Origin of the sequence: Peribacillus sp. NPDC097224 (assembly GCF_044761985.1) — a bacterium.
Classification (GTDB): domain Bacteria; phylum Bacillota; class Bacilli; order Bacillales; family DSM-1321; genus Peribacillus.
This window is the reverse complement of record NZ_JBIWDK010000004.1, coordinates 14,757-26,982: the sequence shown is the minus strand read 5'-3', so window position 1 is coordinate 26,982 and position 12,226 is coordinate 14,757. Positions and strand designations below refer to the sequence as shown.

Genomic DNA, 12,226 nt, shown 5'->3' with positions numbered 1-12,226 from the left:
ATGAAGAAAAAACTGCTTAACGTAAATATATTTTAGAATGAACTCAACAAAGAAGATGCCGAAAAGCTTTGCTTTCGGCATCTTTCATTAAATTCAAGTCAATCGTAGGTTGTCTCGGTACCATGAGTGTAATCGGCTTCCTGTCTTTTCAGCCCGCCTCTTCTTTCGATTTCTTGAACGATTTCCTTATGGATACTCTGTCCTTCTTGGTTCAAATAAGGTACCATTTGTTGAAGGGAGTGATGAAAATAGGCAAGCTCGCTATTTTCCCAATCCGATTTCTCCATCATGGACAACTCTGTCATATCTCGTCCAACATACATAGACACACACTCCTTTTTTATTCGTTATACTTTAATGTTCACTCAGAAAGGATGGAATAAACATATGGAACAAAAAGTAGCACTCGTTACAGGTAGCAGTAAGGGTCTCGGAAGAAGCACGGCATTACGTCTTGCAAAAGAAGGGTACAACCTTGTTATTAATTATGCCCGGAGCAAGTCCAAAGCATTAGAAGTAGCTGCTGAAATCGAAGCCATGGGGCGGAAAGCGCTTGTCGTAAAGGCCAATGTCGGCGATGTCGCAAAAGTGAAGAACATGTTCGCCGAAATCGATGCCCATTACGGGCGTTTGGATGTTTTCATCAATAATGCGGCATCTGGCGTACAGCGTCCTTTAATGGAGCTTGAAGAAACACATTGGGACTGGACCATGGATATCAATACGAAAGCCCTTTTATTTTGTGCCCAGGAAGCGGCAAAGCTAATGGAAAAAAACGGCGGAGGGAAAATTGTCAGCATCAGTTCACTCGGGTCCATTCGCTATCTGAAAAACTATACTGCAGTCGGAGTATCAAAGGCTGCGCTCGAAGCATTGACAAGGTATTTGGCCGTTGAATTGGCACCAAGAAACATTTGCGTCAATGCGGTTTCAGGCGGTGTCATTGATACGGATGCCTTAAAGTCATTCCCAAACCGCGAACAAATGCTTGCGGAAGCCGCCGAACAAACACCTGCAGGACGGATGGTCGAAGTGGAGGATATGGTGAACACGATTCTCTTCTTGATAGCGGATGAATCAAGCATGATCCGTGGTCAAACGATCATCGTCGATGGCGGAATTTCCCTGCTTGTTTAAGTAATTGGTAAAAATTAGCCGGATAGACCACGGTGATGATGGATACCTTATTACCGTGGAGGTGATATCAATGGCTAATTACAAAAACAAAACACAATCAGGTACTGACATTCAACAAGTTAAAAAACAAAACGCGCAATCTCAACAAGGCCAAGGCCAATACGGTACAGAGTTTGCGAGTGAAACAAATGTACAAGATGTGAAACAACAAAATCAAAAATCCCAAAGCAAAAAAAGCCAAGGGTAATTGAACTCCAACCACGACCAGGCATCCTTCTTATGAAGGGTGCCTTTTTATTGTGATCATTTGCCATGGAAAACCTATACCTTAAATTGATGTTAGTTCCACTTCACGCTTGGCGCCCTAGCTCCCGTCCATTTTTTAAGGTTACTCTTAACATTCACTTTTTCCCGCGCAGACGAATATAGATAAAAGGGGATTTTGTTAAAATTTAGAGAAGGGATAAGTTTTAAATTAAATGTAAAAGGAAATACTGTAAATAAATAGAATATACATACTATGGGAAAAATACAGATGTAGGATGGTGCAAATATGGAGGAATTTAACCGGCTCATTAACGCCCAGTTGAAAACGATGGAACGACTTTTATATGTACAATCCGAAATCGAAAGATATCAAGATATAGAGAAAAAATTCCTTGCGAATCAGGAAGAAGATAAAGCGGTCACCGTTCAAGAGGAAATTCAACATAGAAAAATGGAATTGAAGACGATTCATGAAACGTTCGAGCGGCAAACGGAGGATGTCATTCGATGTTATCAACAGGAACAAGCGGCAGTTCAATAAAAACATTGGCTAATTTTCAGATGAGAATGAGGAAAAAGATTGCTTTTTTTAATCTTTTTACACATTTTTACTGTAGATTAGCCTCTTTTGTTTTAAATTTCCGAATAAATCGCTATAATATAGGAATATAGGGTAAATGGAAAAATGTATATAAACGAATCCACACGATTGTAACGGAATAGGGCACAGTACGTTGAAGGTGTCTATAGAAAGTAGGGAGAGATAAATGGGGATTGTTCCTGCTGAAGGAGGAAAAATCCAAATCCAAAGCTATAAACATAATGGACATATCCATCGTATCTGGGAAGAAACCACCGTCTTGAAGGGAACTCAAAACTTGGTGATTGCGGCCAATGACCGAACGATCGTGACGGAATCTGATGGTAGGACCTGGATCACAAGGGAACCGGCGATTTGTTACTTTCATTCAAAGTATTGGTTTAATGTGATTGGCATGTTGAGAGAGGACGGGGTGTATTACTACTGTAATATCAGTTCTCCGTTCACATACGATCCAGAAGCACTGAAATACATTGATTATGACCTGGACATCAAAGTATTCCCAGATATGACGTTTAATTTGCTGGATGAGGATGAATATGAAAGACATTCGAAAGAAATGAATTATCCTGAAGCTATCGATAAAATTTTAAAGCAGAATGTAGACTATCTAATATATATGATTCGCCAGAGAAAGGGACCATTCTCAGCGGAATTCATTGATAGTTGGTATGAACGTTTTTTAACGTATCGATAACAGTGAGATGGCCTGCTGCTAACATTGCAGGCTTTTTCTTTTGCAGATGGTCGGTCGATCAAGGGTAATAGGGTATAGTAAGAAGAGAAAATAGATGAAAATGGAGGGACCCCGTGGGCAGCATTAAGAGATATATGCAATTCGTTAAGCCATATAAATGGCAGATTATCGGGACAGTCTTCATAGGTCTGTTAAAATTCGGAATTCCACTGTTGATTCCTTTATTAAGTAAATATGTTGTGGATGACATCATTAATGGAAATCTGACAACGGAAGAGAAAACCGAACACCTCCTGTGGGCGATGGGCATCATGGTATTCATTTTCGTGGCAATAAGGCCTCCAATTGAATATTACCGACAGTATTTTGCCCAATGGACCGGAACGAAGATTTTATATGATATTCGCAATAATTTATTCACTCATGTACAAAAATTAAGTTTTAAATATTATTCCAATACGAGGGTGGGCGAGGTCATCTCAAGGATGATCACCGATGTCGAGCAAACGAAGAATTTTGTGATTACGGGCCTGATGAACCTTTGGCTCGATATCGCCACCATCGCCATTGTCATTGTGATCATGTTTACGATGGATGTGAAGCTGACGATCGTCTCGATTCTCATGCTGCCTTTTTATGCGTTTTCGATCAAGCATTTCTTCGGCAAGCTTAGGATCTATACGAGAGTACGGTCACAAGCTCTGGCCGATGTGCAGAGTCATCTTCACGAGCGTGTCTCGGGGATGTCTGTCATCAAAAGTTTTGCGATAGAAGACCGCGAGCAGGAACTGTTTGCGAAGCAGAATAAAAATTTCCTCGATAAGGCACTCAAGCATACAAGCTGGAATGCAAAATCGTTTGCCGTCGTGAATACGATTACGGACCTTGCCCCATTACTGGTGATTGGCTTTGCCGGATATCAAGTCATACAGGGGCAGTTGACACTCGGAACGATGGTCGCCTTCGTCGGGTTCATAGACAGGCTTTATAATCCTCTACGTCGCGTAGTCAATTCATCGACGACGATGACGCAAACATTGGCTTCCATGGACCGGGTATTCGAGTTCGTGGATGAGAAGTACGATATCGATGATGCACCGGATTCAAAAGAACTGAAGCATGTGGACGGACGGATCACCTTCAAGGATGTCTCGTTTGCTTATGACGAGAAGGAGGCACCTGTTCTAAAACATATCAACCTGGATGTGTTGCCTGGTGAAACCATTGCACTGGTCGGCATGAGTGGTGGGGGAAAATCCTCCATCGTCAGTTTGATTTCCCGGTTCTATGATGTCACGGAAGGGGCCGTTTTACTGGACGGAACCGATATCCGAAACTATCAAGTTCGAAGCTTGCGCGATAAAATCGGGATGGTGCTGCAAGATAACATCTTATTCAGTGAATCTGTGAAGGCCAATATCCTGATGGGGAAACCAGACGCTACTGACGAAGAGGTATTTGCAGCCGCCAAAGCAGCCAACGCCCATGAATTCATTATGGGATTGAAAGAAGGCTATGATACGAAAGTGGGCGAGCGGGGCGTGAAACTTTCAGGTGGCCAAAAGCAACGGGTAGCCATCGCCAGGGTCTTTCTAAAAAACCCACCGATTCTTGTCCTGGATGAAGCAACATCGGCCCTTGACCTGGAAAGTGAACATAATATTCAAGAAGCCCTTGATATATTGGCGAAGGACCGAACCACGATCATCGTGGCGCACCGTCTCTCCACCATCACGCATGCCGATCGAATTGTCCATATCGATAACGGGGAAATCACCGAAATCGGTTCACACGAAGAACTCATGCAAAAACAAGGTAATTATTATAAACTCTTTCAGGTTCAGCAATTGGATAACTAACATCAAAAAAAGATCATCTCGCTGTTGCGGGATGGTCTTTTTGATCATTGGGGAATACACGAATAATCGCGAAAGGTAGTTTCAAATTAATGGTAAAAATAACCAAAAAGAGTAGTTATAATAAAGAAATAGGATGCAGATGAATTTCGGGGCAGAGTATTCTAATAAACTTGTGAAAAATACCATACAATTAGTTAATAAAGAGTATCGAAGGGGAGTTATACAATCATGCAGCGGATAAAATTTATGGTTAGACATTTCCTGAGAGAGCCATTGTGGTTTAAAATTCTAATCTTTGTAACTTTGGTGATTTCCGTTGTTTTTAGCAGTACTCTTTTTTCAGATCATGCTTATTTCAAAGGTTTTGCCAAATTAGCCGCTGCCATCTTCTTTAGTGCCTACGGATTTAATATGAGAAAGAATCTCAAAATTTCGGTTCTTTTCTTTACGTTAGCATGTATATGTCTATTATTATCCATCAAGGCATTATACTGAAACGGCAAAAAGGATAGCTGAGGCAAATAATAGTTGCTTCAGCTATCCTTCTCTTTTTTTCGTATGAATGTTACATTAAGAAACCCTTTTTTCGTGCAAAGGCTTTTTCTTGGTATGAGTCTTTTTCAACAAATACTTTAAATACTCCGGCAAGGCGATTCCGACGATAATCAAGAACATTCCAAACCATTGAAGGGATGTTACGCCTTCTCCAAGGAAGATGACGGAAACGACCATCGCGGAAGGCAATTCTGCGGCACATAGGATCGTCCCCAGGCCGACGCCGACTTTCGGCATACTGACGGCAAAGAAAAAGAAGGGAACCACAACACCAAGTGTACCGAGCAATAGACCGAATTGCCAAAGGTTGGTTTCGACAAGATTGGTGGCAAGCGTTACCGGATTGGTTGTGAATACCGCAGTCAGCATGGCACCTGTCGCAATGAAAAACAAACGTTTCATCGAGGGCTCTTCAACGGCGAACTTAGAGTTGCAGAACATGTAAAGAGCAAAGAGCAAGGCAGACAGAAGCCCGAATAATACCCCCGTCAAACTAAGGGCAGAAAGAGGCTGGCCAAAGATGGCACCTGCAAATAATGTCCCGATAAAGAGCAAGCAGATGGCCAGGACCTTGCTTCGATCTGGACGTCTTTTGTTTATGATGCTTTCAATAAGGACACCAATCCAGGTGAACTGAAATAAAAATACTACGGCAATGGAAGCCGGAAGCTCCGCAACAGCCACCGCGTAGGCTTTTCCGACAAAAGCGGACATCATCCCAGTAATGGCAAGCAAACCGGCATTTTTCCAAGAAATTTTATATTTAAACGAAAAAAGGAACAAAACGGCGACGATCAGCCATCCAATCAAATATTGACTGCCGACTAGGTCCCCGGAAGAATGACCATCCTTGAATCCGAATTTCATCATGGTGGATAATGTGCCGTATGAGATGGAACCAATTAAAACCATTATAGAATACTTCAAAAGTTGCATGTTTTTTCACCCCTAAAAAATAAAAATCGCCACCTGCCTAGATGGCAAGTGACGAACGAAAAAAGGAAATCCTTTTAAAATTCCGTCTCTCAGCAAGTGCTGAGTTTAAACATTATTGTTGAGTTATCTTAGCTTAATTCGTTTGTGAATAAATGTCAATGGGGAATGATATTTTCTATATAGTTAGACTATTCACATATATCGGAGAGAAAATATTGGGAGCCCAACATAAAAGAAGAGACGGTTATCTAGTGAACCGTCTCTCTATTAATCTTCTTCATATTGGATAGACACTTCATTCTCATCTTTATGGAAGGATTGGAAGCTGACAATCAGCTTTTCGAGATGCTCCAATTGTTCGTCATACTCAATGATGTAAGAAATCAATGGAACAAGGCGGGCGGAAAGATGCCCGAGGTCATCATGCATTTCGTCGACTTCGTTTTGTTGCTCAAAGAAGAGGGCAAGAAGGTCTTTGCGGCTGAGGGAACCCTGATCCCAATCATCGATTTCCTCAATGTTTTTGATTTTTTCGATATGCAATAAAATCAGCTGCTCATGCTTACGTATGAGGGAATCAAGATGATGTAAAATCGTCTTCTGGAAGTCTTCAGGCATATGATAGATTTCATTCTCGAATTTATGAATCCTTCTCAAGGTCTCAAACGCCTTTTTCGTCGTGATGATCATTTGACGATACACGACAAGCTTCCTTGATTTAGCTACACTTTTCTTTTTGAAATATTCACGTTCTTCTTTATACATGGAATAGATATGCTCTAAATCAAGCAAATCTTCTTTTAATCTGCTAATATCCTTTTTCAATAAGGTATGTTCTGTAGCATGCCTAGTGCTTATTCGGATCCATTTCAAAATATCTTCTGTCACATCGGTTATGCGCGTATATAGCTTTGCCTCATACTTTGGCGGGATGAAAACGAGATTGACAATAAATGAAGCAATAATCCCAAGTAAGACGGATGAAAGACGCACAAATGCAAAGTTTAAAAATTCTCCTTCTTGGCTTTCCATAATGGCAATAACCGTCACGATGGAAAGTACGATCGTCTTATCCATTTTCAATTTCAGATTTATCGTAATGACTACCATTACGGCCAATCCGATAATGAAAATATCATTACCAAACAATAAAACGAAGGAAATGGCGACTAAGGCACCGATGATATTTCCTTGAATTTGTTCCAGCACCGTCTGATAAGAACGATAGATGGTTGGCTGGATGGCAAAAATAGCAGCAATCCCAGAAAGGACAGGAGCAGGAAGATTAAGCAGTTCCGAAATATAAAGCGCTAAAACAATCGCTATTCCTGTTTTGAGAATGCGGGCACCAAACTTCATATATAGGTAAATCCTTTCTTTGTGATGTTATTGTTCCTGATAAGAAGCTCTTTCTTTATACAGGATATTCGTAAAGTTGTATTCTAACTTATATGTTAGTACTTTACACTAATTTTTAATGTTGTAAACAAAAAGTAATGGAGCGAAGCAGCCGTAAAAGTAATTATAAGCTTTTTACGGAAGGGAAAAAATGAAGATTTTATGACATATGTAAATGAGGTGCTTTTTTCCCCTGGCTGTGGGGAGTTATAAAGATGGAAAAAAGCTAATGTCCTGTAAAAAGACATTAGCTTTTTTATCATCACTCGGTTGATACAGATGGATCTGCTTGTTCCTTAACGGGAACAACTTGAAGGAAGTGGTTTCCCGGATTATGGAGCAAGGCTCCAAGAGAGGCTGCTTCCTCTTCTTGCCCTTGCTCTTTTAAAAGGGCAACGTATTTGCCAAGGAGCTCATTCACGTCCTGAAGTCCTTTTTTGGAAAGGGATTCAATCGACACTTTCGCACCCTTCGCAATCCTTCTTTGGATAACTTCTTTCGTTAGGCCGACTTCCGGCTGAAGCCTTAAATAAACGACACCGCCGGTCATGCCTGCACAAATCCATGGACCCGGATCCCCTAGAACCAATCCTCTGCCATTTGTCATATACTCAAATGCAAATCCCTTGATGTTCGAGGTTACCGCAATATTGCCATGTTCATTTTCTGGAATCGGCTTTTTCACTAGGCCACCGATAATCATGTCGGCACCTGAAAGCCGGATTCCCGCCCTTGCATCGGCATCACCTTGGGCGATAAGGAGTCCGTGCTGTGCCCCATACCCGAAACCTTTACCGACAGAGCCATTGTAAAGGTTGCCATCTTTGCCCTGTGATTTGAAAATGGCGATATTCCCACCGATTGACGTTTTGCCGATTCCATCCTGGGCTCCTCCATTTACGCTAATGGTGATTCCCTCGGTGTTATAGGCACCAAGGCCATTACCAGGGATGGAACCATCCTGATAGGAAAGATGAACGGGAGGCAGATTCTTATACGAACCATCCAATCTGTTACGGACGCGGTGACACGAAACACGGCTACCAAGGACCCGTTGCTCGGAAGTGATGCCGCTATAACTGCGGGATTGCTGTAATTCTTCAACATGTGAATCGAGATATTCCGCTCCCACCGCCACCTGTAGGGAACTTTCATTCAAATAAGCTTCTTTTTCCCTATTGGAGAATGGCGTGATATCAAGGTTCTTTAATAAATAGGTCAGATCCAGCGATTGTTGGCCTTTCACTTGCTCAAGCAAATCAGAGCGGCCGACGATATCCTGAAGGTTCTTCACGCCCAGTGATCCAGTCAGGGTTTTTAGCTCCTGGCCGAATGCCGTGAACATATTCGTCAATCCTTGTACCGCCAAATCAAATTTTCGAGGAACAAAGCGGCGCAATCCATGTTCTTTTGCCTGTGCTTCCGATTCGATTTGGGTGGCAATCCCGACATGGCATGTATCCAGGTGACAACCGCGGCATGTTGTACAGCCAACGGCAATCATCGATAGGGTACCGAAACCAACGCGGTTGGCCCCGAGCAACATCAATTTCAGGATATCCATCGAGCTTTTCAATCCACCGTCAGCCCAGATTTCGATGTTTTGCCGAATCCCGGATTCAAGCAACGCATTATGGGCGGCTTTTACGCCGATTTCGACAGGCAGACCTACATGTTCAAGGGCATGAATCCGTGCTGCACCCGTTCCGCCGTCAAAGCCGGAAAGCGTGATGATATCGGCGCCGGCTTTGGCAACGCCGACGGCAATCGTTCCGATATTGGGAACAACCGGTACCTTGACGGCCACCTTGGCTTTGTCGTTGGCCGTTTTCAGCTCATGGATCATTTGGGCCAAATCTTCAATCGAATATATATCATGGTTATTGGAAGGGGAGATCAAGTCAGAACCAATCGTCGCATTCCGCGCTTCCGCAATTTTTGCCGTAACCTTCGAACCGGGAAGATGTCCGCCTTCACCAGGTTTTGCCCCTTGCCCAATCTTAATTTCCAAGAGATTAGAAGAGTTCAAGAGTTCGGCGTTGACACCGAATCTTCCGGAAGCAATCTGCTGCCCACGTGATTTCGGGTATTTTCCGAGCATATCCTTAATTTCCCCGCCTTCGCCATTCATACTGATCATGCCCAAACGGTCTGCCGCTTCTGCGTACGCTCGGAAAGCTATTTCATTTTGCGAACCGAATGACATGGAGGCGATGACGAAAGGCAACTCCTGATCGCCAATGGACAGGCTGACATCTTCGGCTGGGACAGGTGTGTCTGACAACTTAAGTGATGTCAGGTGACGGATTGTCGTCGGGTTTGATTCTTCTTGCTCCGTGATCTTTTCACGATAGGCGTCATAATTTCCCGTGGAAGCGACTTCGCCGATGGATTTCCAAATCCGCGGGAACAGATGAAAGGTTTTACCCATCCGTTCTTTTTCATTATCATAATCTAATGCGCGCTGGATGCTATCCTCTTTGATTTTGTCAAAATCATAGTCTAAATGGTTTGCTCCGAAGAAATTGGCCACATTCAAATAAGAGGCAATCTCCTCATGTAACCCAATACTTGAGAATAGCCGGCCATAGCCGCGCAATTCATGAATCCCGATGGTGGAGATCACTTTTTCCAGTCCTTTAGTCAACGAGTTATATAGATTCATAACGCCTTTCAGGTCCCCGGAAGATAGTGAAAGGAACATGAAATAGGGACTGATCAAGTTGGCACCTAGGCCATAGGCAACGATGATATCATGCAGTGACCTTAGGGATGCAGAACGTAACAGGATCGAGCAATCGCGGCGCTTGCCGGAATTGACCAATGCTTGATCGACAGCTGACGTGACAAGATGAGGGTCAAGCCATAGGTTCCCGTTTTGATGAGCAAGGGCATCATCGAGGATGAGCAGCGTTTTCCCGGCATCTACCGATTTTACGGCTTCATCCGTTATCCTTTTTAACGCTTCAGGGATACTCTCCTTTTCTGTAAACGTGCATGAAATGAAATGTGCCAGTTTTTGATCCTGGTTGTGACGGACAAATTGATCATAGCTTGGTTGTGAAAGGGTGGAGGAGCATTCATACCCTGTCAGTCCCTCGATTAATAAAGGTGTCAGAAGTTCGGTAACGTGACCGGCCTTCTTTGCTTCAAATAAAGAAGGACGTCTTCCAATAATGGTTCTCGTGGAAAAGTGCTCGGTTTCCCGGTCCCGGTCGATGGCTGGATTGGTTACGACGGCGACGCTTTCCTTAATGAAATCCGACAGGTTGGTCCGCTGTGGATTAAGGGCGGCAAGCGGTGCGTCATGACCCAATGAACGGATGGGTTCTGCACCTTTTTCAGCCATCTGCTCGACTAATTGAACGTGCTCCCTTTCCCAACCGAATGCCTTATATTGTCCGTTATGAATGGCCTGTGGCTGCGTCATGGTGATCACCTTCTCGAAAACTGGTGGCTGCAGGCGAACGAGGTCATCGGAAAGAACAAAACGTTCATTGAAGCGCTCATACACTTTCCCTTGATATTCTTTATAGTTATATAGTTCAATAAGGTCGCCATTCCATTTTAACCCGACCTTTTCCCCTGGTCCCATCGGTCTTGGGTCTCCCGTATATTCTGAAGAGGGGATGATCCCAGGCTCGGAAGTGAACATATAGGAAGAAGTCGTCTCGATATTCCAAAGCGGACGAAGGCCTAACGAGTCTACGGAGAATACGGCTTCATCTCCGAATCGGGAGATGATTCCAGCTGGGCCTTGTGCAAAATGCCCCCATGCTTCCCTTAGATACGTATAAAGGTTCTGCAAATGCTCAGGGTATTCCTTGATTTCGTTGATGATTGGCGGAAAAACCAGGTCGATTGCCTCGAATAAAGAGTAGCCGTGACGGCAGATGAATGTTTCAATCGTTTTATTCAAATCCTGGGAATCACTTCCGTCTTTAGCAATCGGAACCCCGATCATTTTGGCTTCATCACGCAATTTGGCAATGGTATTGATTTCGCCGTTGTGTCCAAGGACACTGAATGGCTGCACACGGAAAAAACTTGATAGAGTATTGGTGGAAAAACGGTTATGGCCCAGTGTCATAGTTGAGGCTGCAAGGGGGTCGGCAAGATCATGATAGTAGGCAGGGAGTGTATCTCCGGCACCCATTACTTTGTAGATGGCATGATGCTGGCTTAAGGAAGCGACATGGATGTAATCACTATTTTCGATGTCGGACGTCAACTCGAAAAGGATGTTGGTGAGTTCCTGTTGATTGTTAGTCGTGGATGAACAGGCAATTTGCCAGAACACAGGATCTTCTTGGATGGCAATCGGGCCCAAAGCTTCAGAGCGGTATGCTTTATCCGTTTCAAAAACGAGCGATAGCCCACGTTTCTGCAACTTTTCTTTGACTTCGGTTTTTAATTTGCCTGCATCTGTTTTTCTGCTTAAAAATAGGTGACCGACTATGAAATCATCTTGATCGACGATGCCGGAATCGATGTTTTCCTTTTCAAGTTTCTTTTTCCAAAGAGCACGTGGAATATCAATATGGATACCGGCGCCATCGCCTTCGCCATTGATGAATCCGCAACGGTGATTCATCTTAACCAGTGCATCGATGCATGCGAAAATGTTCTCATTGGTGGGGATTTTCTTTTTTTCGATACGGGCTACGATACCGCAGGCATCATGTTCTTCTCTATAGAATTCTTTGAATGTAGCAGGTGTCCATTGTTGATTCATATGTTTGGCGTCAATAAGGATAACCCTTATTTGCTGCCGTT

The 12,226-nt window shown here is 43.4% G+C and carries 9 protein-coding genes; 5 read left to right on the top strand and 4 right to left on the bottom strand.

What is annotated here, in order from left to right; translation table 11 throughout:
- Nucleotides 1-98 precede the first annotated feature (98 nt).
- Nucleotides 99-323, bottom strand: a complete 225-nt coding sequence (locus ACIQXR_RS09575) for a hypothetical protein (protein WP_402871421.1) — start codon at nucleotides 321-323, stop codon at nucleotides 99-101.
- 64 nt (nucleotides 324-387) lie between these two features.
- On the opposite strand from ACIQXR_RS09575, the gene fabL reads away from it, so the two are divergent.
- The 5 genes from fabL to ACIQXR_RS09550 all read left to right on the top strand — a co-directional run bounded on the left by fabL (nucleotide 388) and on the right by ACIQXR_RS09550 (nucleotide 4,561).
- Nucleotides 388-1,137: an enoyl-[acyl-carrier-protein] reductase FabL gene (gene fabL / locus ACIQXR_RS09570; protein ID WP_402871419.1), complete on the top strand. Its 750-nt coding sequence runs from the start codon at nucleotides 388-390 to the stop codon at nucleotides 1,135-1,137.
- 70 nt (nucleotides 1,138-1,207) lie between these two features.
- Complete coding sequence (locus tag ACIQXR_RS09565) at nucleotides 1,208-1,384, top strand: gamma-type small acid-soluble spore protein (RefSeq protein WP_402871417.1); 177 nt, start codon at nucleotides 1,208-1,210, stop codon at nucleotides 1,382-1,384.
- 306 nt (nucleotides 1,385-1,690) lie between these two features.
- A complete protein-coding gene (locus tag ACIQXR_RS09560) occupies nucleotides 1,691-1,945 on the top strand; it encodes a YgaB family protein (protein ID WP_402871412.1) in 255 nt (84 codons plus the stop codon).
- Between the two features lie 226 nt (nucleotides 1,946-2,171).
- A complete protein-coding gene (ntdP, locus tag ACIQXR_RS09555; RefSeq protein ID WP_402871408.1) occupies nucleotides 2,172-2,702 on the top strand; it encodes a nucleoside tri-diphosphate phosphatase in 531 nt (176 codons plus the stop codon).
- Nucleotides 2,703-2,815: 113 nt separating this feature from the next.
- A complete protein-coding gene (locus ACIQXR_RS09550) occupies nucleotides 2,816-4,561 on the top strand; it encodes an ABC transporter ATP-binding protein (RefSeq protein WP_403079863.1) in 1,746 nt (581 codons plus the stop codon).
- A gap of 570 nt (nucleotides 4,562-5,131) precedes the next feature.
- Here ACIQXR_RS09550 and ACIQXR_RS09545 read toward each other — a convergent pair.
- The 3 genes from ACIQXR_RS09545 to ACIQXR_RS09535 all read right to left on the bottom strand — a co-directional run bounded on the left by ACIQXR_RS09545 (nucleotide 5,132) and on the right by ACIQXR_RS09535 (nucleotide 12,185).
- Nucleotides 5,132-6,052: an EamA family transporter gene (locus ACIQXR_RS09545; protein ID WP_402871402.1), complete on the bottom strand. Its 921-nt coding sequence runs from the start codon at nucleotides 6,050-6,052 to the stop codon at nucleotides 5,132-5,134.
- Nucleotides 6,053-6,319: 267 nt separating this feature from the next.
- Nucleotides 6,320-7,411: an FUSC family protein gene (locus tag ACIQXR_RS09540; RefSeq protein WP_402871399.1), complete on the bottom strand. Its 1,092-nt coding sequence runs from the start codon at nucleotides 7,409-7,411 to the stop codon at nucleotides 6,320-6,322.
- A 301-nt stretch (nucleotides 7,412-7,712) separates the two neighbouring features.
- A complete protein-coding gene (locus tag ACIQXR_RS09535; RefSeq protein ID WP_402871397.1) occupies nucleotides 7,713-12,185 on the bottom strand; it encodes a glutamate synthase-related protein in 4,473 nt (1,490 codons plus the stop codon).
- Between the last annotated feature and the right edge of the window lie 41 nt (nucleotides 12,186-12,226).